At 43.1% G+C, this 24,878-nt stretch carries 20 protein-coding genes and 1 pseudogene; 18 read left to right on the top strand and 3 right to left on the bottom strand.

The features are described 5' to 3' along the window. Nucleotides 1-108: 108 nt before the first annotated feature. The 4 genes and pseudogenes from BM415_RS09500 (at nucleotide 109) to BM415_RS09485 (ending at nucleotide 6,583) form a co-directional block, all read left to right on the top strand. A complete protein-coding gene (locus tag BM415_RS09500; protein ID WP_091157189.1) occupies nucleotides 109-1,047 on the top strand; it encodes an ABC transporter permease in 939 nt (312 codons plus the stop codon). 21 nt (nucleotides 1,048-1,068) lie between these two features. Further along, complete coding sequence (locus tag BM415_RS09495; RefSeq protein ID WP_091157187.1) at nucleotides 1,069-1,977, top strand: carbohydrate ABC transporter permease; 909 nt, start codon at nucleotides 1,069-1,071, stop codon at nucleotides 1,975-1,977. A gap of 41 nt (nucleotides 1,978-2,018) precedes the next feature. Continuing rightward, nucleotides 2,019-3,578 (top strand): ABC transporter substrate-binding protein, encoded by a 1,560-nt coding sequence (locus BM415_RS09490; RefSeq protein ID WP_091157184.1) that lies wholly within the window; start codon nucleotides 2,019-2,021, stop codon nucleotides 3,576-3,578. Nucleotides 3,579-4,066: 488 nt separating this feature from the next. Continuing rightward, nucleotides 4,067-6,583 (top strand): annotated as a pseudogene (locus BM415_RS09485) (glycoside hydrolase family 2 protein). Between the two features lie 195 nt (nucleotides 6,584-6,778). Here the strand turns inward: BM415_RS09485 and BM415_RS09480 are convergent. Continuing rightward, nucleotides 6,779-7,840 (bottom strand): anthranilate phosphoribosyltransferase, encoded by a 1,062-nt coding sequence (locus tag BM415_RS09480; RefSeq protein ID WP_091157182.1) that lies wholly within the window; start codon nucleotides 7,838-7,840, stop codon nucleotides 6,779-6,781. 21 nt (nucleotides 7,841-7,861) lie between these two features. After that, on the bottom strand, nucleotides 7,862-8,449 hold the full coding sequence (locus BM415_RS09475; RefSeq protein ID WP_091157179.1) for an ANTAR domain-containing response regulator: 588 nt from the start codon (nucleotides 8,447-8,449) through the stop codon (nucleotides 7,862-7,864). A gap of 422 nt (nucleotides 8,450-8,871) precedes the next feature. Between BM415_RS09475 and nirB the strand changes: the two genes are divergently transcribed. The 6 genes from nirB (at nucleotide 8,872) to BM415_RS09440 (ending at nucleotide 15,528) form a co-directional block, all read left to right on the top strand. Continuing rightward, a complete protein-coding gene (nirB, locus tag BM415_RS09470; protein WP_091157178.1) occupies nucleotides 8,872-11,298 on the top strand; it encodes a nitrite reductase large subunit NirB in 2,427 nt (808 codons plus the stop codon). Nucleotides 11,299-11,322: 24 nt separating this feature from the next. Further along, nucleotides 11,323-11,637 (top strand): Rieske 2Fe-2S domain-containing protein, encoded by a 315-nt coding sequence (locus BM415_RS09465; RefSeq protein WP_091157175.1) that lies wholly within the window; start codon nucleotides 11,323-11,325, stop codon nucleotides 11,635-11,637. After that, nucleotides 11,634-12,416 carry a uroporphyrinogen-III C-methyltransferase gene (gene cobA, locus BM415_RS09460; RefSeq protein ID WP_091157173.1) on the top strand — a complete coding sequence of 261 codons (783 nt, stop codon included), beginning with the start codon at nucleotides 11,634-11,636 and terminating at the stop codon, nucleotides 12,414-12,416. Before BM415_RS09465 ends, cobA begins: the two co-directional genes overlap by 4 nt. Nucleotides 12,417-12,621: 205 nt before the next feature. Then, nucleotides 12,622-13,443 carry a serine hydrolase domain-containing protein gene (locus tag BM415_RS09455; RefSeq protein WP_244533197.1) on the top strand — a complete coding sequence of 274 codons (822 nt, stop codon included), beginning with the start codon at nucleotides 12,622-12,624 and terminating at the stop codon, nucleotides 13,441-13,443. 112 nt (nucleotides 13,444-13,555) lie between these two features. Next, complete coding sequence (locus BM415_RS09450) at nucleotides 13,556-14,014, top strand: NUDIX domain-containing protein (protein WP_091157171.1); 459 nt, start codon at nucleotides 13,556-13,558, stop codon at nucleotides 14,012-14,014. Between the two features lie 644 nt (nucleotides 14,015-14,658). After that, the gene (locus BM415_RS09440) at nucleotides 14,659-15,528 is read left to right on the top strand and encodes a serine/threonine-protein kinase (protein WP_091157167.1); all 870 of its coding nucleotides are present in this window, start codon (nucleotides 14,659-14,661) and stop codon (nucleotides 15,526-15,528) included. Nucleotides 15,529-15,617: 89 nt separating this feature from the next. Here the strand turns inward: BM415_RS09440 and BM415_RS09435 are convergent, their stop codons facing one another. Beyond that, the gene (locus tag BM415_RS09435; protein WP_091157166.1) at nucleotides 15,618-16,130 is read right to left on the bottom strand and encodes a hypothetical protein; all 513 of its coding nucleotides are present in this window, start codon (nucleotides 16,128-16,130) and stop codon (nucleotides 15,618-15,620) included. A 649-nt stretch (nucleotides 16,131-16,779) separates the two neighbouring features. Here BM415_RS09435 and BM415_RS09425 point away from each other — a divergent pair. From BM415_RS09425 to BM415_RS25045, 8 genes are all read left to right on the top strand, one after another. After that, entirely contained in the window at nucleotides 16,780-17,661 is an 882-nt protein-coding gene (locus tag BM415_RS09425) for a phosphotransferase (RefSeq protein ID WP_170862416.1), read from the top strand. A gap of 107 nt (nucleotides 17,662-17,768) precedes the next feature. Then, the gene (locus tag BM415_RS09420) at nucleotides 17,769-18,617 is read left to right on the top strand and encodes an MBL fold metallo-hydrolase (RefSeq protein WP_091157163.1); all 849 of its coding nucleotides are present in this window, start codon (nucleotides 17,769-17,771) and stop codon (nucleotides 18,615-18,617) included. Between the two features lie 680 nt (nucleotides 18,618-19,297). Further along, nucleotides 19,298-19,783, top strand: a complete 486-nt coding sequence (locus tag BM415_RS09410) for a hypothetical protein (RefSeq protein WP_091157160.1) — start codon at nucleotides 19,298-19,300, stop codon at nucleotides 19,781-19,783. Nucleotides 19,784-20,258: 475 nt separating this feature from the next. Then, nucleotides 20,259-20,660, top strand: coding sequence for a NucA/NucB deoxyribonuclease domain-containing protein (locus BM415_RS09400; protein WP_280142869.1), 402 nt, complete (start codon nucleotides 20,259-20,261; stop codon nucleotides 20,658-20,660). A gap of 174 nt (nucleotides 20,661-20,834) precedes the next feature. Beyond that, the gene (locus tag BM415_RS09395; protein WP_091157157.1) at nucleotides 20,835-21,572 is read left to right on the top strand and encodes a response regulator transcription factor; all 738 of its coding nucleotides are present in this window, start codon (nucleotides 20,835-20,837) and stop codon (nucleotides 21,570-21,572) included. Further along, complete coding sequence (locus tag BM415_RS09390) at nucleotides 21,569-23,053, top strand: sensor histidine kinase (RefSeq protein WP_091157156.1); 1,485 nt, start codon at nucleotides 21,569-21,571, stop codon at nucleotides 23,051-23,053. Before BM415_RS09395 ends, BM415_RS09390 begins: the two co-directional genes overlap by 4 nt. Next, nucleotides 23,053-24,198, top strand: a complete 1,146-nt coding sequence (locus tag BM415_RS09385; protein WP_091157154.1) for a LolA family protein — start codon at nucleotides 23,053-23,055, stop codon at nucleotides 24,196-24,198. The genes BM415_RS09390 and BM415_RS09385 overlap by 1 nt, the downstream gene beginning before the upstream one ends. 208 nt (nucleotides 24,199-24,406) lie before the next feature. Beyond that, nucleotides 24,407-24,631 carry a hypothetical protein gene (locus BM415_RS25045; protein WP_170862414.1) on the top strand — a complete coding sequence of 75 codons (225 nt, stop codon included), beginning with the start codon at nucleotides 24,407-24,409 and terminating at the stop codon, nucleotides 24,629-24,631. The last annotated feature ends 247 nt before the right edge of the window (nucleotides 24,632-24,878 follow it).

Genomic DNA, 24,878 nt, shown 5'->3' with positions numbered 1-24,878 from the left:
GGTTACGAGACCTGATATTCGGCAGAACCCTCTCCTTCTTATAATAAAGCTACCGCTGCAGTAGGAGGGACTGTGAAGCATATGAGAAGGGGGAGTCGAACGTAAGCTATGCCGAACACAGTAAAGAAAAAAAGGACCATACTGTACAACCTTAAGAAATACAAGGTGCTGTACCTTATGTTTTTGCCGGGTGTCATATTTTTGCTCATCAACAATTACTTGCCGATGTTTGGGGTTATTATTGCATTCAAGAACGTCAACTACGCGGATGGAATTTTGGGGAGTCCGTGGGCGGGACTGGACAATTTCAAGTATTTGTTCGGAACCTCGGACGCATGGGAGATTACACGTAATACGCTGGCCTACAACGTGGTATTCATACTTCTTAATCTGGTGCTCGGTGCAGGTCTAGCAATACTGCTCAGTGAAGTGAAGGGAAGATTCTCATCCAAATTTTATCAATCCGTCATGCTGCTTCCCTACTTCCTGTCCATGATCGTCGTAAGTTATCTAGTGCTTGCCTTCTTGGGGAAAGATTCGGGCTTTATGAACACCAGCTTCCTGCCGCTATTCGGGAAGGAGCCGATTGATTGGTATACGGAGACGGAATACTGGCCGTACATTCTGCCCTTCGTCAATACCTGGAAGAACATTGGTTATTATGTGGTCATTTATCTGGCAGCGGTAATTGGCATTGATGAAGAGTATTATGAGGCTGCGGTGCTGGATGGCGCGGGTAAATGGAGTCAAGTGTGGTATATAACTGTCCCCTTCCTCTATCCGCTGATGATTGTAATGACACTGCTTCAGATCGGACGAATATTCTATGCAGATTTCGGGCTGTTCTATCAGGTCCCGCTTGAATCCGGTGCGCTGTTCCCGGTAACTAACGTGCTTGATACGTATGTATACCGTACGTTCCTGATTGGTGGAGACATCGGCATGTCCTCAGCTGCAGGGCTATACCAGGCTGTGGTTGGATTTGTGCTTGTATTGGTGTCCAATTCCATCGTCCGCAGGATCGATAAAGATAACGCACTATTTTAATCAAGGAGGAGAGTTCCTGATATGAGTTCCAGTAAAGCGCTGCATATATCGGGTAGATCAAAGATGGTTATACATGCTTTTTTTATCTTCTATGCCGCTATATGCATTCTGCCGCTTGTGCTTGTACTGTCCATTTCCCTCTCAGATGAAACGACGGTCATCGCAAACGGATATAAGTTCATTCCCGAGCAGTTTAGTATCAGCGCCTATGACTTCTTGTTCAAGGATATGGAGCAAATTGTTCGCTCTTACGGCGTATCCATCTTCGTTACCGTTGTTGGAACCGTAATCAGTGTGGCACTGACCGCATTTTACGCGTATCCGCTGTCCAGACGGGATTTGCCATACAAAGGTTTTTTCGCCTTCTTCATATTTTTCACCATGCTGTTTAATGGCGGTCTTGTCCCTTGGTATCTCGTCTATGTCAATCTGCTTGATTTGAAAAATACGTTATGGGTTCTGATCATGCCGATGCTGATGTCACCTTTCTTCGTACTTGTTATGCGGACCTTCTTCGCCAATTCCATCCCTGTCTCCATTCTCGAATCAGCAAGAGTAGATGGAGCCGGAGAGCTGAGGACATTTATCAGAATTGTACTGCCATTATCATTACCCGTCCTTGCAACGGTAGCGCTGTTCAGCACACTGAATTATTGGAATGACTGGTATTTGAGCATGATCTTTATTTCGGATAACAAAACGATCAGTCTGCAATATTTGATGTACCGGACCCTGCTCGATATTCAGTATTTAACGAGCAACTCCAACGTCGCTTCGCAGATCTCTTCACAAGGCGGGATGCTGGATCTGCCGAACAAAACGCTGCAGATGGCTATGGCGGTCGTGGGGATTGGGCCGATTGTGCTCGCCTATCCCTTCTTCCAGCGTTATTTCATCAAGGGGCTGACCGTAGGAGCTGTGAAAGGCTAGTTTCATATGTTCATATTCCATTATTTGGGAGGTCTATGCAAATGAATCAACAGAGAAGGATTCGGGGGACACGCGTTAGAAGAAAGCCTTTATTTCTTGCTGCAATCCTAACCTTCGTCATGGTGCTCAGTGCTTGTGGAGGAGGAGAAGCCGAGCCTACGAGCAGCAGCACGGGAACCAGTGGAGCTACAGATTCGGGAGGGAAAGCAGAGAAACCTTATGAAGTCTCTCTATTCTACCCAGGAACACCTCAGAAGGACGTTGCACTTGTGGAAGCAGAGATCAATAAGTATATGGAGCCGAAGATTGGCGCAACATTGAAGATTAATGCAATCGACTGGGGGCAGTGGGATAACAAGCTGAACCTCATGATCTCGTCAGGTGAGAAATCGGATATTATCTTTACGGCAGCATGGCAGAATTACACCGTAAACGTGGCGAAGAGTGCATTCCTGCCGCTGAACGATCTTCTGGAATCTCATGGGCAGGACATTGTCAAAAATCTGGATCCTGCCTTTCTCGAAGGCTCTCAAGTCGATGGGAAGAATTACGGTGTTCCTAGTAACAAAGAGCTGGCAGCTACCCGTGGTGTTCTTGTTAGAAAGGACCTGCTGGAGAAATATAAACTGGACATAAGTAATGTGAAGACCTGGGCAGATCTGGAGCCGCTGCTTAAGACGATTAAAGAGAATGAGCCGGGTGTGACCCCATTCTATATGTCCAACTCTACAGGAAATGGTCTGCTCGATAATCTGGATTGGGACTATCTTGGCGATGCTTCCGTACCGGGTGTTGTACGCAAGATGGGTTCCGAAACATCGGTGCTGAATGAAGTAGAAACACCGGAATTCAAAGAAGCGGCAGCTCTTGCACGCAAATGGTATGAGGCCGGCTACATTAATAGTGATGCAGCGACTTCAACCGTCTTCCCTAAGGATCAGGCCAAGGCAGGGAAAGTGTTTATGTGGACAGACGGGATGAAGCCGGGCAAGGACAAGGAAGAAGAAAGCTATGTCGGATTTCCGCTGACTCAGATTGAGATGACACAGCCGACTATAACGACAGGTGACACGTCAGGAGCTATGCTTGCCATATCCCGCACTTCTGAGAATCCGGAGAAAGCCATGCAGGTCATTAATTTGCTCCACTCGGACCCGGTTGTAAACAATCTGCTTAATTTCGGAATAGAAGGCAAACATTATGTGAAAAAAGAAGGCAGTGATAACATTATCAGTCTTCCTGACGGAACCGATCCGAATAACCGGACCTATAATCCTGGTGCCCAGTGGCAGCTTGGTAATCAGTTTCTAAACTACTTATGGGATAATGAAGATCCAGAAAAATGGGATAAATTCAAAGATTTTAATGCCAGAGGTGTGAAATCTCCTGCGCTTGGATTCACGTTCAACAGCCAGCCGGTCAAGAACGAGATTGCAGCTGTCAACAATGTTAACAAGCAGTTTAAGCCTGCCTTAACCTCCGGTGCCGTGGATCCGAATGAAATGATTCCAAAGTACGCGGAGAAGCTGAAGGCTGCGGGTATTGATAAGATTATAGCTGAGAAGCAGAAGCAGCTTGATGCATTTTTGGCGAAGAAGTAAGAGGATAATGTAATTAGAGCATATTGTAGTAGAGAACAGTATTCGATCTGATATGCTCCCATCATAGTAGACAGTAGAAAAAACAAAACTCTACTTCTACCATGATGGGAGTGTTTGTTATGTCCAAAAGAAGCCCGATTCCTTATGAAATCAAAATTCAGGTTGTAAGGCGCTGCCTGCAGCATGAATCCAATCCTATCGTATAAGCCGGTGTTTGGACAACCAACCATCGTTTCGACAAAAACGTAGTTCATAAATAGTAAAATTAATAATGTTCATAATTTTTAGTGTGGTATTGACATGGGCACTTGAATCAAGGGGTGCTTTTTTTTGAGTGTATGGTTGTAGTCGTTCACGACCATTTTCACTGATAACGCTTCCATTATATAGGATGCCATTGTACACTAACAGATAGAGATGAATGAAACAACAGATTTAGCAGACTGATCACGTACATACAAGGAGTTAGAAGGAGTGGCATACTGGGGATGGAACTGTCAGGTATATGGAAGCTGATGCATTTTGACGTAGGGGAGAAGAATCCGCTTGAGCTTGCTGCCCCGGGATTTGATGATCGATTCTGGATCGGAGCCAGCGTACCGGGAGATGTTCATACGGCTCTAGTGGAACGGGGAATCATCGATCCGCCGTATTACGGTCATAATGACATCAAGAGCCGGTGGATTGAGCAAAAAGAATGGTGGTACCGAACAACGTTCACATTGGATCAAGTCAGTGAGGCAGGAGAGAAGACCGAGCTGCATTTTGAAGGGTTAGACACTTTCGCGACCATCTATGTGAATGGACATGAGATCGGCAAGACGGACAATATGCTGATGTCGCATCATTTTGACATTACTCGAATTGCCCGTAAAGGCTGGAATTCAATAGCTATTAAGTTTGATCCGCTGTCACTGCATAACAAGGACAAGGAATTGTTTGATTGGTCTTCCTATACCAAAGAACGTCCATGGATTCGGAAGGCAGCAATGAATTTTGGCTGGGACTGGGGCCCCCGAATGGTTACTGTCGGTGTATGGGGTAAAGTCCGTGTGAAGCAATACCGTCACGCCAAAATTGAACATATCGCGTCTGTGACCGCAGTTCTATCGGAAACAAAGGCAGTAGTTCATGTGACAGCAGCAATTAAAAGATATGTCAAACCGGCGAATTATCGCCTTTCTATAAATATAGTAGAGCATGATGGCAGAATTGCTGCTGCAGCTTAGCAGCCAGTCGAACAAGCGGGTGTAGACTTCAAGCTCGATATTTCTTCACCGAAGCTGTGGTGGACTCATGATTTGGGAGAGCCGTATTTGTACAGGCTTGAGGTTAAGCTGTTTGAGGGAGATGACTTGCTTGATGCTTACGAAGAATCCTTGGGTATTCGAACTCTTGAGCTTGCCCTGAAGGACTCGAAGGGGAGAAATTCGTTTGCATTTATATTAAATGGAGTCAAAGTCTACGCCAAGGGGGGCAACTGGATTCCAGCCGATCATCTGATCGGATCGATTCCGGATCAGAAGTACCGTGATCTGATTGATCTCGCGGCAGAGGGGCAGATGAATATGCTGCGTGTATGGGCAGGCGGCATTTACGAGAAGGACGTTTTCTATGAGGCGTGTGACCGCAGGGGAATACTGGTATGGCAGGATTTCGCTTTTGCCAATGCACTGTTCCCTGATTTTAACCGGGATATTATGGATAATGTGAGACGTGAAGTGGTTGATAATGTTCTGCGGCTGCGTAATCATCCATCTCTAGCATTGTGGTGTGGGAATAATGAGATTGATTGGCTGTATGACATGAAGACGTCAAGTGGTGATATCAGGAGTCCTTTCTACGGGGCGAGCATCTATCATGAGCTCATTCCTGAAGTGCTTGAGGAGCTTGACCCGGCACGCCCCTATTGGCCTTCGTCACCTTATGGTGCTGAGGAAGAGCAGGATGCGAATGATCCCGCCACAGGAGATCGGCATAACTGGCAGGTATGGCACGGCTCAGTCTATCCAAGAAAGCAAGGGGAAGAGCCGGTGCTGGATTACAGCATTCAAGGTGTAACCTTCAAAAATTATAAGCATGATGATGCGCTGTTCAGCAGTGAATTTGGTATGCATGCCTCAGCCAATCGGTATACACTTGAGAAAAATATACCTGCAGGCCAGTTCTATTGGGGGAGCCAGGAAATGGCTTACCGGAACAAGGACACCAATCATCAGAAGGGGATATTGCTGATGGAAGGCTATACAGGCATTCCGTCCAATATTGAAGAGTATATGAATTTCTCTATGCTCACACAGGCCGAAGGGCTGAAATATGGGATCGAACACTTTAGACGAAATAACGACCGCAACAGTGGTGCGCTTGTCTGGCAGTTAAATGATAGCTGGCCGGGTACGAGCTGGGCGATGATTGATTATGAGCTGCTTCCGAAAGCCTCGTACTACTACGGTAAACGATTCTTTCACCCTCTGCTATTGTCTGTAGAATATGAACCCGGTGAACCGCTTCGTTTATGGCTTGTTAATGATACACCTCATTCGGTGAATGGTGTTATCGACCTGAAGGTGTATACTTTTGATGGAGAGGTTGTATACTCAGGTACTTATGAGGCGCAGGCCGATCCGATCTCGTCGACAATGTATGCTGAGCTTGATGAAGCGGAAATCCTGCAGGGATTCGGTCCGGAAGAGGTAATGGTAGAGCTGTCATCCAGAGAGATACAAGCTCCTGCTAACCGTTACTATTTAAGAGATCCGAAGGATCTTCGTTTGGAAGAGGCGCAGCTTCGCGTTCAGGTGGATGAGATTATTAGCACGGTAACAATTACTGCTGTGGATCATTTGGCTCGATTCGTAAAGCTAGATCTGCCTCTGGGGAATGTCAAATTCAGTGACAACTACTTTGATCTGCTTCCTGGTGAGCACAAAGTGGTATCCATAGCTCATCGCCATGGAGAAGCCTTGCCTTGGTCAAAGCTTAGTGTAAGTGCTCTTAACGATTGATCTCATTAAATGTTATGTACTTTATAGAAGCATTAATCTGAGTCCATTATGATGATAAATAGAAACCTGCATGGAATAAAACAAGCCCTTTCTCCAGTGCGTCTGGAGAGAGGGCTTGTTCCTTGTTCGTCTTGATCCTCTATCATTGAGTTAGGATTATTCTAAACATAGATAAGTAGTGTTAACACGCCGATGTTAATTCAACTCCGTCACGACACTCGCTGGCTCCGGGTTCGGGATGATATGCTCACGGAACAATTGATACGTATTCCAGGCTGCCCCATTCTCGAGCAGTGATTTACTGATATATATACCTTCCTCGATCGAAGGTGCATGCTCTGCGACATATAACCGGACAGCTGCATTGAAGATGACTTGATTCATAAACGGCATCATCCCTTTGCCCTGCAGAACTTCAAGGGTGACTTCAGCCTGCTTGGCTGCCGTCCATTGGATATCAGGAACATAAGAATCAATATCGTACATTTCGGGATCCAGTACTTGCAATGTGGTCTGACCATTTTCGACCAGGTAAGTCCTTGTGGGTCTATGGATATGCAGGTCTTCGGAGCCTTCCGAGCCCTGAATGATCATTGCACGACGGTAGTTCAGATCTGTCAGCACTTTGGCAGTTTTCTCAAAGACGGTATTATGGAAGATGCCAAACACGAGATAAGGGGAGTGGCTGTAATCGATCAGTTTCTCCGCGGTATTGAATATCGTGCGCAGTCCCATCTCCTCACGGAGCTGACGGAGCCCACTCAGCTTACCGCTATACCGTTCTGCCTGTATGAAGCGTACGCCGCTGGCTTCTGCTGCAAGGTGGCAGTTATCGTCATCAGCAGCTTCCGTGTTGATACCGAGAGCTCTGAACAATACCGGATAGGTTACTCCCCATTTGGGAGGAAGCGGCTCAGAGCCATGCAGCGTTACTTTTACACCGGCAGCTGCAACGACAAACGCCGCGGCTAGTGAAGCGTAATAAGAATTGCTACGTCCATCATAAGGTCCGGCAAAATCAATGCCTTCATGGGAGTAGGAGCGGTTTGCATATTTACGACAGATGTCAACGAATGCTTTTATTTCATCCGTACTTTCCATTTTGAGTCTTGCAGATGCAAGAAATGCACCGATCTGAACCGGAGTTGCTATTTGTGACAAGATTAACTCTGCACATTCCGCAGCTTCCTCATAAGTTAGATCACGAGAGCCTCTTTTACCTCTACCCACTTCTTTAAGAAAATGGTTCATATTCATAGGGTTACCTCCTTACGAAGCTTAAGCTTTAAGCATTTGATGAGCTTTTACGATGGAGATAGCGACGTCAACGATCCGTTTACGTTCATTCATCGCCTTTTTGCGGAGCAGGTCATAAGCTTCAGATTCACTTATCCGATTAATATCACTGAGGATTCCTTTTGCCATGTCAATCCATTTACGATCTTCGATCCTAGCGAGCAGTTGTTTGCGTTCACTTGCCCATTCTTGTCTTTCGAAAAAGCGCTTCTCGCTAAAATGCAGCGTCCAATCGAGCTCATGCTCCTTCATGGTAGGAGTCAATATTCCATCGATCGGCGCCTCGACTTCACAGGAAGTAATGGAAGCACTAGCGGCATCGGAGCTACACCACCACAAGAGAGGCAGTGGTTTAATTTGAATGAGCTTCTCACTCCACGACTCAATCTCGTATACAGGCAGGTGCAATACGGCTGCTTCTGCTCTGGATATATGAGTATGGATGTCGGCTTCATTACCCGCAGCGAGAACAAGATAGCCACTTGACTCCAGCAGGGATTCGGGACGAGTATGCTCTTCTGACAGGCGGGCATCTTGGACATGGGTTTCTACAAGTAATAAAGAACGCATGGAAGCCTAGGCACCCCCTTATATGTTGAAAAATCGTAATACCATGAACTGGTTCCGTTTCATCATTTTGTTTATTTTCTCTTGTTTGTTTCCAAAAAGCAATTCTTATTTTGTGAAAAATCGCACTGTATCATGAAAATTGTGAGATAACCTTACGTCGATTCGGTTTGATATTCGTATATATTAATGTAATATGGATCATTGCGTAAAGTATATTGACATAAAATAAAAAACAAATTATAGTAATAACATCAAATTTATAAACGTCTTCGAATACAATGGCGTATTCGTCTAGGAATGGCAACGAAGCCTGACCTCGCTTAAATTCAGGGAACAACTGTGTTCACTGATACAGCGCGGCAGGCTTTTTTTATTCATTTTTTGTTCATAAAGAGAGGGATTTCGGAAGGGAGAGGTACAATATGTCTGAACGCAGCAAATTAGTACTTATCGGAAACGGGATGGCAGGTATTCGAACCATTGAGCATCTGCTCAAGCTTGCGCCGGAGAAATATGAGATTACAGTCTTCGGGGAGGAACCTTATCCGAATTACAATAGAATCATGTTATCTTCAGTACTTGCAGGTGGAACCTCTGTAGATGACATTATTATTAATGAATGGTCTTGGTATGAGGAACATCATATCCGCCTATATACAGGCGATCCTGTAATTGAAGTGAATACGATGAAAAAGACAGTAACTTCCGCATCAGGAGCAGAGGCGTCATATGATCAGCTTATTTTTGCTACAGGATCTAAAGCCTTCATTCTTCCACTGCCTGGGGCAGATAAGGAAGGAGTTATCGGCTTCCGGGATGTGAAGGACTGCGAAACGATGTTTGAAGCTTCGGCTAATTATAAGAAGGCCGCAGTCATTGGGGGAGGGCTGCTTGGTCTTGAAGCTGCACGTGGTCTCCTGAATCTGGGTATGGACGTTACGGTGATTCATAACAGTGAGTATCTAATGAACCGACAGCTCGATATTCCAGCTTCAACGATGCTGCGCATGGAGCTAGAAGGTCAAGGCATGAAGTTCTTGCTGAATAAGCAAACGGCAGAGCTAATCGGACGGAGGCGCGTAAGTGGACTTAAATTCCGGGATGGAGAGAAGCTTGCGGCTGACCTGGTTGTCATGGCTGTCGGCATTCTTCCTAATGTGACACTTGCCAAAAGTGCGGGACTTGCTGTAAAACGCGGGATCATCGTTAACGATAGTATGGAAACGAGTATCCCGAATGTTTATGCTGTGGGCGAATGTGCGGAGCACAATGGAATAACGTACGGTTTAGTTGCGCCGCTCTATGAGCAAGGAAGTGTCCTGGCTAAGCATTTGGCAAATGTGGAGCATCAAGGGTATCACGGTTCAGTGACTTCAACGAAGCTGAAGGTATCCGGTGTAAATGTATTCTCAGCAGGTGATTATCTCGATGCAGACGACACCCGCTCCTTGCGTTATCAAGACGATATTGATGGTGTCTACAAAAAAATTGTGCTGCGCGGTGATCGGCTGGTGGGAGCGGTATTGTTCGGGGATACGAATGAAGGAGCTTCCTTGTTCTCACTGATCCGAAACGGAGAGTCGATTGCGGGACGTGAGAAAGAGCTGCTCCTGGGTATGAAGCTGGACAGCGCATCTTCAGGGGCCAGGATACTCGATGTGCCTATGGACGAAATCGTCTGCGGATGTAACGGCGTAACGAAGCAGACAATTGTAGATGCCGTTAGTCAGGGGTGTCATAGTGTTGCTGAAGTCAAAGGCTGTACCAAAGCATCCGCTTCTTGCGGCGGCTGTAAACCGATAGTCGAACAACTGATTACCGCTTATGCCGGGGATGCAGCGAAGACAGGAATGAAGGAAGGGATTTGTTCCTGTACAACACTTGATCGTGAGGAGATTATTGCAGGCATTAAGGAAATGGGCCTGAAAAATGTGAAGGAAGTCATGAACGTCATGGGCTGGAATGAACCGGAAGGCTGTACGAAATGCAGACCCGCACTGAACTATTATCTTGGCATGCTATGGCCATCCGAATATGTAGATCAGAAGGAGTCCCGTTTCACGAACGAGCGTTATCATGCGAATATTCAGAAGGATGGCACGTTCTCAGTGGTACCACGGATATACGGCGGTGTTACTTCTCCAGGAGAGCTGAAACGAATTGCTGAGGTTGCGGAGAAATATGATGTGCCTATGGTGAAATTCACAGGCGGACAGCGACTGGATCTGCTTGGTGTGAAGAAGGAAGATCTGCCTAGTATGTGGGAGGATCTCGATATGCCCTCAGGTCATGCTTATGGTAAAACACTTCGGACGGTCAAGACCTGCGTGGGTTCAACCTTCTGTCGATTTGGAACCAAGGACTCTATAGGAATGGGAATCCGGCTTGAAAAGACATTTGAACGATTAAATGCTCCACACAAAGTGAAGATGGCGGTATCGGGTTGCCCCCGTAACTGTGCTGAATCTGTAATTAAAGACGTTGGTGTTGTTGCGTTGGATGGAGCATGGGAGATTTACGTCGGGGGTAACGGCGGGATTAAGGTTAGAGCCGGGGAGCTGTTATGTACAGTGAAGACAGAGGATGAGGTCGTGGAATGGTCTGGCGCATTCCTTCAATATTATAGAGAACAAGCAAGCTGGGGAGTAAGGACTTCGGATTGGGTCGAAAAAGTTGGCCTCGATTCAATCAAGGAAGCATTGGCTGATGCACAGTTTAGAGCCGAGCTCGTATCCCGAATTAATGAAACATTAGCCAACACGGTCGATCCGTGGAAAGAGATTGCAGAGAACAAAGAGCTTCGGAAGAATTTTGAGCCGCTGAATCGTTATCAGCTGTCACACGATTAGGGGTAATAGGGGGAGACATTAGCCATGAGCCAGAAATTTTTGGTAGCATACGAATCCGATATTGATGTCCTCGGTACAAGAGTCGTGATGATTGAGAATACGGAGGTTGCCCTATTCAAGCTGAGTGACGGTACCATCAAGGCGCTCGAAAACCGATGCCCTCATAAGGGAGGGAAGCTCTCGGAAGGTATGGTATGCGGCAGTAATGTGCACTGCCCGCTTCATGACTGGAAGGTACATCTCTGCAGTGGAGAGGTTCAAGCACCGGATGAGGGCAAGGTCAATGCCTATGCACTTGAGGTCGATCCGGCGAGCGGCGCCGTTTATGTAACGCTATGAAGAAGAGCAGCGGACATGTAAGCATTGTTGGCGCAGGACCTGGTGACCCCGAGCTGCTCACGTTAAAGGCGCTTCGGTGCATTGAGAAGGCGGATATTATCATGTACGATCGTCTAGTTAACGAAGAGATTCTTGGATATGCGAGGCCTGAGGCAAGAAGAATCTATTGCGGGAAGGCACCGGGCGTTCATGCGATGACACAGCAGAAGATACAGCAGAAGCTTATTGATTATGCATCGGCAGGGAGCTATGTTGTTCGATTAAAAGGTGGAGACCCCTTTGTCTTCGGACGTGGCGGGGAAGAAGCTCTCGCACTGGCCAAACGTGGAATTGCTTATGAAGTCATTCCTGGAGTCACTTCTGCGATCGGAGCCGGCAGCTCAGCATTGATTCCTCTGACGCACCGAGGGCTAGCGACTTCGTTCGCTTGCATAACGGCAAGCCGGAAGGAAGTGGATCTTGGTCAGCAAAGAATAGGTCAGCTAGCCAAGCAAGTAGACACACTTGTTATATATATGGGAGTGAGTCATATCTCTGCTATTCGCTCGGAGCTGATTATTTGTGGAAAAAAAACAGATACACCGGTTGCCATCATTGAGAGAGGTAACACGTCGCAGGAGCGCGTAATGGTAACAACCTTGGAGCAGCTTGAGGAGATTGCCAAGGTAGAGCGTATTGAGAATCCAGCTCTCATCGTTATTGGAGAGGTTGTGAAGGTAAGGGAAGAACTGCTGCAATTACGGCAGGAGCTTCCAGCTCGAATGGAGCAGATCGGATAAAAAAGAAGAGTGGTTGGTTGAGAAACGATAAATTCATAAAGCATGCCGAAAGATAGATTACAACGTCTATCCTAGGTGTGCTTTTTTACTTGCTAGAGGTGTGATTTATGATGTTGCCCAGTTCTTGACTTACAATATTTATGTTTTATTGGTATAATTTAGTGATTTGCTAAGTTGATAGACTGAACTAAAAGGAGTTGTTCTATTGAGAAATTTGGTGGAACTTGAAAGAGCAGTTCAGAAAGATAAGATTGTTAGCTGTGTTGTATATGAAGGCGAGTCTGTTATATTTGAATATTACAGAAACCGGAAAGCAAAAGAGAAACCCTTCAAGATAAATTCGGTTACCAAAAGTATAACGTCCGCATTGTGTGGTATTGCGATGGAGCAGGGCTATATTGAGAACGAGGATGTTTCAATTGCTCATTATTTTGAAGACATAGATGACTCTAAGAAGAACATAACCATTAAACACCTACTAACGATGTCCTCTGGCTTGAAATGGCCAGGTAATGAAGCGATGATCCCATCAAAGAATTGGGTCGAATTTGTACTTGAACAGCCTGTCGAATCGGAGCCTGGAAAGCACATGAAATATAGCTGTGGTAATTCACATCTGTTAAGCGCTATATTACAGAAGGCCACACAAATGAATACCGTCGATTATGCGAAAAAGAACTTGTTTGTACCTTTAGGTATTGAAGATTTTAATTGGTATCAGGATGCGCAAGGGATTGCGATCGGTGGATTCAGCATGACAATGAAGACGGAAGATATGCTGAAATTTGGGCTGCTATATTTACATAACGGGGAATGGAAATCGAAACAGCTGATTCCTGCCGAATGGATTGATAAATCAACAAGAAATCAGGAGGCACAAGAAACGTCATATGGCTATCATTGGTGGATATTAAAAGACATGAATACCTTAAATGACGAGGATCGGACATTCTATGCTATGGGCATGGGAGGGCAATACATATTCGTTAATCAGCAGAGGCAGTTGGCTGCACGTGTTTACAAGTAATCTAACCGGTGATGTCTCAAGCCCGATACATTATTATAATAACTATATTCTGAATAATAAAATCATGGTTTAGCATAAGGGCAAAATTGAAATGCGAGAGGGATTAGCGAAGATGGAAATTATCGTAACAGGTGGAGCCATTATAAGAGACAAGCTCGGCCGGATATTGATGCAGAAAAGATCGGATTATGGAAATTGGGGCCTCCCTGGCGGCGGAATGGAGGCTGGTGAGTCTATTGAAGAGACGATGATCAGAGAGGTTTTTGAAGAGACTGGCCTTCTGGTGAAACAGCATGAGCTTTATTCCGTTTATAGCGGCGCACGCATGAAGTATAGGTATCCGGATGGAAATGAAGTCGTTTTTGTGATGTTTATTTTTAATGCGGAAGCGGACTTGGAAGGCAGGATTGCCGAGGACAATAATACGCTTATTTATAACGATGTCCACCAAGAATCGATAACTCTTGAATTTAAGTTCATAGATGAAATTTTGATAGAGGATATAAGCTCAGTGCAAAGGCCTGTATTTGAAGATTTGAAGAGAGATCTCCGGTGCTTAATACGCACCTAAAATTAATAGAGTAGAAGAATTGTATGTGTGAGAAGAGGTGCTATTAGACACGTGCCAAAGCATGAGTTCGTTATAGAGAGTATTAATATAGATGCTTTAATTCCTTTCTATTTAAACTTTAGCTGGGATTCCTAAGGAAACCTACATAGGGAGGGGTTGTCTGATGATGATCATGTTTCTTTTGATGATGAGTTCATCTTATATCTGAATGATTCGCTGAATTGGGTGTCTTGCTGGAATCCAAGCACGAATCGGAGTAACAATTATTGATAAACAGGATCTAATAACGTTCAGAGGAATAATTCAGGCTTGGGTTGACTTGTTTGTATTTGCTCCTGAGATGATCGAGCTCAAAGGAAGCTATACGTTGGATAGCAATGATGAATATGGAGAATATGACAGATTAAGGTTTGTAAAAGAGGACTTGATCACGGACCTGAATAAGCTGATAAGAATGATAAATCAAGCGTATGATGAAGAGAAATGTATCCTCCAATTAGGGATTTGACAAATTTAGCTTAATAGAAAGAAGTTGTTAGTTAAGGTTAGAAAGCACTCCTTCGGACAGTGAAGAAATGCTGCGTCATTGATCCATTTGGAAACAAGCTTGAAGATAAATAGTAATCACGAGCAGGAGGAGTAGAATGAACAGTCCTATTGCCTATCAAATAGATCAGGTTTCCTTTTACCTCAAGGAACAAGTTGATTTCAGTTGGTTGACTCAGCTAGGAACGGTGTTTGCGGTGTTTGATCAGCAGGATTCAGGTAATATTAGCTTCGGCATCGAGCAGGCGGGACAGAAGAAGTTTGTGAAGTTTGCCGGAGTCAGAACAATGGAATATGATGGAGATCCTCAAGATGCAGTCGCTGCATTGGCGGATGCCATTTCGTTGTATAAAGAGCTAAGCCATCCGGTACTGGTGGAGCTTATTGATCACTTTGAAGTAGATTCAGGCTATGCTGCCATATTCAATTGGTTTGATGGTGAATGTCTTCACTCTCATTGGTCATATCCTCCTCCAGCCAAATATATAGATCCTGGCTCTCCATTCTATAAGTTTAAGCATTTATCCATCGAGAAAAGACTGCTGTCCTTAGATCGAATATTTGACTTTCATGTTCTTGTAGAGGAAAAGGGCTATACAGCCATTGATTTTTATGATGGAAGTCTGCTATATAATTTCGCGAACGATGAGATTAAAATTTGTGATATTGATTATTATCAAAGAAAACCATTCTACAATCGGATGGGAAGGCTATGGGGATCATCTAGATTTATGTCTCCTGAAGAATTTGAATTAGGTGCAGAGATTGATAGTCGAACCAATGTGTATACCATGGGAGCAACGGCATTTGTGTTATTAGGTGGAGAGCTCGATCGATCCCTGGAGAAATGGGATGCAAGTGAAGCACTGTATAATGTTGCGCGGACAGCAACTAGCAAGGACAGACAAGACAGATATAGCTCTCTAAAGGAATTTTATGAGGCATGGAATGAAGCGATGATCTCGTAATTATTAATGGTTAAGTAGAAGGACTCTCATAAAATACCCTCCAATCGTTTGAATTCTAATTTCAATTGGAGGGTAGTCATATTTATCTCTTAATAAATGAAAGGTCTGAACTTTTTGGCCACTCTATTAAATTCCTGAGCAAAATCTCTAGTATTGTTGAGCTCATCTGGTAATTCATCCATCAATAACCGGACTTGTTTTCTTAACTCAATATTCGTTTGGACGTTTGATTCGTTTGGCTTTGAAACTTGATTTCGTACCATACCTATATATTCATGTTTTAGTATATGAAATTCATTATCTAGCTCAGCTAGTTCAAGAGAGTTATTCGTGTTTTTTTGTACAAAAAGATCTAATCGATCGTTTACCAAATTAATATAAGCAATAACATCAACCATCAGTACAGGAGTTTCATCCAGTTCTTTACTATCCTCAATAAGAGCTAAGGACTGATTTAGAGATTGGAGACTTGATATAAAACTAGTATAGTATGCGTTAGCCTCACTTTTAGCCTTATTATATCCGTTCAAAAGTATAATCGATAGTAGAACAAGAATTATGAGGACAACAATAATGATTGTATAATTTTTTTTCTTACTCATGTCAGTTTAAACTCCTTATCTCCACGGACCCGTTCATAAATATCCTCCTTCATTAACAACTAAAGGATCGTATCATATATTAATAATTGATAAAAGACAATTTTTACTAGTATAGATACTAAAGTTAATATAATATATCCCTTCTTAGAAGTACTATAAGGCACCTGTAATAAAACTATAAGAGATAATCGTATTTTTTGAATTTGGAGGCTTGTTACTTTGAAGAAATATACGGAAATTGGGTTCGGGAATCGATGATTCATTAGAACAGAATTTGAACACGAGGATGCATCGGAAAGTGAAATTAAAGGCTTTGTACGACCATTCAAGCTAAAATCGGTGTATATTCGAATTTGGGTATAGAAGAACGTTCTGGTTATTGATTCAAAGGAAGGAATAAAGTTTGTGGGGAAGGATAAAAAGAAAATCAAAATATTAATTGGATTTTATGGGATATGAAATTGATTAGCTAGGAACAAAAGTTTGGTTATAATCAAACATTACCAGTAAATGTATGATATGATTCTTTCGAATCAGAGAGTAATACATAATGTATCGATGAGACGGAGGAACATAAGAGATATGATGAAAGTAACTTATAACCACTCAGTTATATCCTCAAGTTCGTTACTTAGAGCTGGTGAGTGAGTTGTATTCGATTGGAGAAGTGAAGGAGTGCCGTTTTCTTGTAAATGGATTAAATGATACATATGTCGTGAAAACTTCCTCAATACAATATGTTCTACGGATTTATAAAGCGCATTGGCGTACCAAAGCAGATATTTTGTTTGAGCTGGAGCTTCTGAATGATTTGAAATTTAAGGGGATTTCTGTTTCTTCCCCGGTACCAACAAAAGATAGTGATTATCTTTATGACCTGCAGGCGCCCGAAGGCTTACGTCACATGGTGTTATTTACATACGCTGACGGTGAGTATTCTGAAGAAGAGGATAAAAGTGAAATATTCGGTGAAGAGGTTGCTCGAATGCATCTCGTGATGGATCATTTTAGAAGTGAACATGCCAGATTTGAGATCGATCTGAATCATCTATTGAATGAACCGTTGCAGAATATTCGTCCGTTTCTATCGCATAGACCTGAGGACTTCAATTATTTGGAAGCGTTAATAGTAGAACTTCGAAGTCGTATTGAAGAAATATCAAATGATATTGAATGGGGGATATGTCATGGCGATCTCCACGGAGGAAATGTACATTTTCATGAGAATACGCTAACACAGTTCGACTTCGATTGCTGCGGATATGGATACAGATCGTATGACGTTTCGGTTTATCTTTGGAATAAAGTGATGTTTAAAGACAAGGATGCTTTCGAGAACAAGAATTGGACATTATTTATACATTCCTACCAAAAGATCAAGCCCCCGTCGAGTACTGAGATCAGAGCCGTACCTATATTTGTAGCCACCAGAGATATTTGGTTGATGGGTCTTACGGAATTGGTGCGAAGTCCAAGGGATTGTAATACAAAATCAAGCGACAAATTAGCGGAATTTGAATATGAAAAGTGAGGTGTTTCCATTGGTAAACAAATAAGATGAGAAAATCTAGATGTGAGTATTTAGCATGCAGATTTTCTCTTATTTAATCTGAAATCAATCCGAAGAGGAGAATTGACATGCTAAATAAATTGAACGAATCGATCTATTACCTATCTAATCAAAATGATAAAGAAAGACCAACATTGAGGTTAGTTTGTGGAGAAAAATACAGCCTAGTTATCGATGGTGGGAATTCTGCTTTACATGCTAGAGAATTTTTGAAGGAAATCGAACGTTTAAATGTACCACCTATTAAATACTTGGTGATCACTCATGCCCACTGGGATCATTTCTTAGGCATGAATGAATTTAATGCGTCGATTATTGTGAATAGCTTAACCCATCAAAAAATGGAGGTTTGGCGAAGGTACTCATACGATGATCGCTCTCTTCGAGAGTATGTAGAATCTAATAATATGACATCGCATTGTATGGAGATTATTCAATTAGAAATACCGGAAAGAGAACAATTTAAATTAGGCACTCCAGATTTGGTGTTTGAACAGTCTCTCCATATTGATTTGGGAAATAAGGTTTGTGTATTGGAACGAATCAGGAGTACTCACACGGATGATTCCACAATCGTTTATATCCCAGATGAAAAAGTAATTTTTCTCGGTGATTGTGTATATGGGACGACTACGGATTCCATATTTCATTACAAAGCATCACATTTGCTACCCATGATGGAGGATATTCAAAAATACGACGCGAATCATTTTCTACTTGGTCATGAATCCATTTGTGATCTTGAAGAGATGAACAGTTTTTGGAATGAACTAATGTTGTGCAATAAAGCTGTCAAATCCACATCATTGGATAAAGCTATAGAGTGTTTTGAGCAAAATAATCATAGGAGCCCTCAGGGTGACGAGCTGTTCTTCTTAAAGGCCTTTGTTAATGATCAAATATTAAAGTCAAAATAAATAAAGATCATGACACCAGCTTTAGATAAGAAATATCTAAGGTTGGTCGTCATGAATTTTGCAGTATAGCTGCACGAATTTCGTATTAGTCAATAGAGGAGGCAGGTCATTCCGTTTATGAAGATCCCGTGTTATTTGAGAAAGTCGAGAAAGTATTGCTAAAAGAACCTTATGTATTATTGTTAATTCCTTCGCAGGATCGAGAGAAGTCTGCACAAATTTTGTACGAACGTTCGGGTTTGGATTTTAACCGCCATTTTGTATGCCATGAATCGAATTACAAGCTAGCCAAGCAAATCGTATATACGGAAAATCGAGAACCGGAAGAAACGATGAGAGAGATTTTAAGTCAGATTAAAAAATGATTATACACTTTCCATTGTCTAGTCACAAATCGTTAGATATACATAAAAGAAAAGAGGTTACATAGGATCTCATTTGAACAAAACAACTTCAAATTTAACTTTAGGGTGGCTGGTATCGCTATTCATCAGGGATATAATAGGATACGATAAAGCATATCACAGCACCAACTCGAGAGGGTTAGCCTTTTATACCAAGCAAGGGTTCGAACCGTTCGATATTAAATTGATGAATTCTGGAAAAGAGAATTTGATAACGATACATTTGCATAAAGAGCTCATTTGAAATTTAGTAATACGGAAAAAGAAAGGATAAACATGAAAATCAAAAACCTTGTTATCGTCATTTCTGTTTTACTAAATCTAGGTTTAATTGCCTATGTTTATTCAAGGGCTGATCATTTGGAGGATGTCTATTCCGGCATGTCTTTCAATCTTCAGTACGAATTGATTCAGTTAGAGGGTACCATCGGTTATCAAATAGAGAATGATTGGACAGAAGCCGACACCGTGATTGAAAAGATAGAGGATATAAATGAGGAAATTAATACGTTGATGGACACGGGAAAGGAAATGGCCTTGATCTCCAAAGAGCAAGAAGAAGATTTATGGAACTTGTCTCGTTATTTTTCACGGTTTCCGACTTATTCCGGATATCCGAATACAGAATTAACGAACAGTGAAATGAATGAACTTGTAGAACTCAGAAACAATCTTAGGTCAGTCGGATGGGGTATGCATATAGGGTACTCTGGGGATTGGGGCAGCTTCTCAACGAAAATAAATGAATTGATCGAGCTATAATAATAGTGTTAAGTAATAGTTTTGGATTGTAAAACCATTGTACTGAAGTAATGTGTGGGACTACATCCCAACAAAGCGAGTTGAATATGATCAATGCCTTATGATGCCGTAATAACGAGCAAAGAACGTGGATTAGTGAACATGAGATCTATAGAAATGTGGAACACGATATTCAAGACCATATCATGAAATTAGACTTGGAAGCCCTTGGAAAATTAATGACCAGCTACATCCGTGGTGATCAATTTAATGAAGGGTTGTTTATACATGCCATTTTAAAGGGACATATAACACAGTTAGCATCGAGAGATGGAAAGAATTACTTTTTTGATATATGATGAAACAGTCATATGGATATGGAAAAAGAGTGAATTGCTTATGACACTCCTCATCCAACAAGACAATTGCATCCAGATTATACTTAGGGGGAAGCAGAGCTTTGAAGAAGTTTATTCAATCAGCGATTTCAGTCATCATCGGGCTGGTTATTTTAGCAGGCGCATTACAGTACCTTGGAGAAGATTCATTACCACATTCAGCTTCCAATGAAGAAGATATTGTTCAGTTAGTCTTTCCTGTAAACAAATATCCCGAGACAGCAGAGCATATCCAAGCCGCAATAGAAGAAGGGTTGTCTAATACATGTACAATCGATCGCAGCGGGGCAGATGAGAACAGACAAGAGTCATTAAAAGGGATCCCGACGAAGAGTGGCTATGATCGTGATGAGTGGCCCATGGCCATGTGTGTGGAAGGCGGGGATGGAGCCAGCATTGAATACATAGATCCGTCTGACAATCGGGGAGCGGGCAGTTGGGTTGGTAACCAGTTAGAAGAATACCCGGACGGTACAAGAGTTGAATTCATTTTTAATTGAAGCAAACCCGATATGCTATTAGGTAAACAAAATATATGAATAAAGAAAGGAGGGATAGCATCTATCTCTCCTTTTACTTTTTTACACGAATTGATTCAATTTATAAAGAATTTATTAACTTTTCAAAGTCTGAAGGCAGACAACTTAGAATGAATGTCAAGGGGAGGATACAGCATGGAGAAGACAAACAACGATGGATATCTTGAAACTAAAGGCAATCTGCTGCTGGTAGAGGATGATCCCGGGATTGGAAGGATTGTGAGAGATCATTTGCGGCGGGAGAATTATGCAGTATCCTGGGCAACCACAGGTCTGGAATGCTGGGAGGACTTTTGCAGCGGGGAATATGATCTGGTCCTGGTGGATCTGATGCTGCCTGAAATGGACGGATTTACCCTATGCAAAAATATTCGGCTCAAGAGCGAGGTTCCTCTTCTGATTATGAGTGCGAGGAGCGAAGATGAGAGCAAAGTCCGGGCATTTGGCCTCGGTGCAGACGATTATATTACGAAGCCCTTCAGCTTGACTGAACTCTCTTTGCGAGTGGATGTTCACTTGCGAAAATTCCGTAAATATCAAAAGGGTGCCGAGGAGAAATCACATATTCTAACCTATTATGGCGGTCTAACCATTGATCCCGTGCTGAAACAGGCTATGTATGAAAATGAGCCTATCGCTCTCACGAGCAAGGAATGGTTGCTGCTCATGCTGCTCGCTTCGCATCCTGGACGGCAATTCAGCAAAAGTGAGCTGTATGAACATGTATGGCAGCAGGAGGCGATAGACGGCGGAAATACGGTAACCGTGCATATTAAAGGCCTGAGAATGAAGCTGAAGGATAATATCCGAAATCCCAAATATATTCAGACCGTATGGGGCAGCGGATATCGCTTTATCGGTGAGCCCCAATGAAGCTGAGAACATGGCTACTGATTGCCTTTCTAATTCTTATGCTGCTTCCCCTCGCAGCTGGAATCGTCCTGTTTCAGCTGATTGGTAAATTGGATGAGCAGCGTTCTTTTACTGATTATATGGCTGCTTCATCGGAGATATCCACAGCGGAGTCCTATTTGCAGAACCCGGCGCTTTTTCGCTTGAGAACGGTATGGGATGAACAAGAGCTTGATTTGCTCACGAATGACGCATTAAAGATTGAACTGTTTAACCCCTATGGTGTGCCGATCTATTCTTCAATGGAAGACGGTGAATATACAGGGTTTGTGCAAGCAAGTGAAAGATTGTATAGCAATTTGTATGAAATGCAGATCAATCCCCGCAGCTATGTATTGAAAAAACCGGTGTTTGAGAACGGCAGCCTGGCTGGAATCTACCAGATTACATTAGCTCGACAGGAGTGGAGAGAGGATATACGAAGCCGTACGGTATGGGTCGCAGGAATCCTCGGCATATTTATAGCCGTTTTATTTATTATTGTTCTGCTCCTCACCCGGCGCAAGCTGATTCTTCCCATGCGTATACTCACGAAGCAGATGAGCTCCTTTGCTGCTAATGAACCTGTGCCTCCATCTATGTACCGAGGCGGCGGGGAGATGAGAGAGCTTATGACCCACTTTGAGGACATGAGACTAACTATCGAAGCCTCTCGTAAGAAGCTTTCACAGCAGCAAGAAGAGAAAGCGTTCATGACTGCCGCTCTATCCCATGATCTAAAAACACCGCTCACCTCCATTCGCGCATATGCCGAGGAGCTCGATACGAATGGACTAACAAGAGAAGAACGACAGGAGTATCTTGCGTTCATGATGGGTCAGGTGGATCGCATGAGACATATGCTGGATGATCTGAACCTGTATGCATCGCTTGAATCCAAAATACTGAATAAAGAGCGTGCTCTCGTCGATAGTGAGGAGTTCATGGAAATGCTGTTTGCCGGTTATGAACCATTGGCATCGACAAAAAACATCGATTTGGAAACATCCATTTCAGTGAGTGGAAATGTTGAACTCGATCCTCAGCTGATCCTGCGGATGATGGATAACCTGATCGCGAATGCGATCAAGTATTCACCGCCAGGAAGCAAGCTATATCTTGCAGCGTTATCGTCTGATTCCAGCGTACCGGAATGGATAAATCCGCCATTTAGAACTAGAGTTGAACAACTATTAGATGATCGAGTTAAGAACATATGGCTGCTTATTCAGAACGAAGGTGAGTCGATCCCCTTTGAAATTCAGGACAGGCTGTTTGAGCCGTTCTATCAAAGAGAGAGCTCCAGAAATCAAGCGGGTTCAGGCAGTTTTGGTCTCGGTTTAACAATTGCGAAGAAAGTTATTGAACAGCACCAAGGAACGATCAAACTTTTGTCAGAGGAGCCGTATGGAACACTGGTTGTATGCGGGTTGCCTCTTAACAATAAGGAGATGAGAGATTGATGAGATATATCAAGAATTCGACGGTGAACACACGTAAAGGGAAACAGACGATGGGAACGATGGGGATACTCGGAACCGTATTACTTACAGGGATGCTTTTAACAGGCTGTCAGTCTGGAGAAGCACTAGCATATACGGGTGAAGAAATGGTGGAAAAAGCGATCCAAGAAAGCAATAAGCCCGTGTCTTATTATGCCGAAGGAGAGATGAGTCTTTTTGATGGGGAACAGGAAACAGAGAGCATGTCCATCAAAGAGTGGTATAACGCAGAGAATGGCAACAACCGCAATGAGATCGTTACACCGGATACGGGCAAGAGCATCTCGGTCAATGATGGACAGCAAGTTATCGTGTATGAGGAAGCCCAAAATACAGCCTACACCATGAAATCTATTGAGAACGAAGCGATGCAGAGCTCTCCAAAGGATAAAATGCTTGGCCAGCTCGAACGTATGCGGAGCACACATGCCATTGAAACCGTAGGCAAAGAGAAGTGGCTCGAAAATGATGTGTATCATATTAAGGCGACGCCATTAGAAAAGGATGAAAACACCTTGATCGGTTCACAGGAATACTGGGTGAATGCAAAAGATTGGATGGTTGTGAAATCCAAGGTCACCTCAGGTGATATCACGACAGAATTCGCTTATACTCTGCTGGACAAGTCACCGGAATTTACACCAGAAACATTTCAGCTGAATATTCCAGAGGACGCCGAAATCATCGCCTTAGACGATATGGGACCGCAACCGGTAACGGTGGAAGAGGCAGAGGAGGCTCTAGGTCAATCTTTCTTGCAATTGCCATCAGAAGGCTTTGACCAAATATCCGTAGAAATGTATGAAGCAAGCGGAGAGCTGAATCGAAATGAAGTCACAATCAATTACTTGGTACAAGGCAAGACGCCGCTTAGTCTGTCTATTTTCAAATCTCCTGGAGATGATGTTCAGGATGGCGGATTTGGAGAGAAGGTCACGGTAAGAGGTCAAAAAGGGGATTATATGAAAGAGATCAATATCATCAGCTGGGATGAGGAAGGTCTCAGATACAGTCTAATGGCCGATCAGCAGGGCGCTCAAACCGAACTTGATCAGCTGCTGGAATGGGCGGAATTACTGTCTGATGATCAGGACGGATCAGAATAACAACACCATAGCTACTACAAGAGCGATTTAGCGATGCTAAGTCGTTCTTTTGATTGTTTGTAATCTATCACTCATGCGCTAATTATGACATAGAATACTAGACCATATTAGAGCTTTAAATGTAAAGCTGTTCTGTAATAAAATGGATATGATACTTCTGGCCTTGATGAGCCGAATCACATATAACAATATGAAGGGTTGATTCAGTATGATACTTGAAGCTAGACGAGAGGATAGGGATCAACTGTATGAGCTATATAGAATGCTTGTTCCAAACAGCAGGAAAATGAATGTTGTTGAAGAGCAAATTGATAGAATTAGACAAGATCCTATGAACTTTTTACTTGTTTATGAGGAAAAAGGGGCTATAGTAGGGACTTTAACTTTAAATATTTGCTTGCAAGCATTACACGGTTCAAGACCTACGGATTAATTGAAAATATCGTTGTTCATGAGAATCATCGCAGTCGAAAAATAGGACAACAGCTGTTGCACTATGCAGAAGAGTACTGTAGAACGATTCATTGCCACAAGTTGATGCTTCTAAGCAGCTCAAAGAGGGAGCGTGCCCATGTCTTTTTTGAGCGTTGCGGCTATAATGGGTCAGTGAGTAGAGGATTTAAGAAATATTTGTAGCTGACAAATGCGGGAATTCGGGCCGAAAGATGTTCGGAAAATTA

The sequence above is a fragment of the Paenibacillus sp. 453mf genome (assembly GCF_900116105.1).
Classification (GTDB): Bacteria; Bacillota; Bacilli; order Paenibacillales; family Paenibacillaceae; genus Paenibacillus; species Paenibacillus provencensis.
This window is presented reverse-complemented; position numbering and strand designations above follow the sequence as displayed.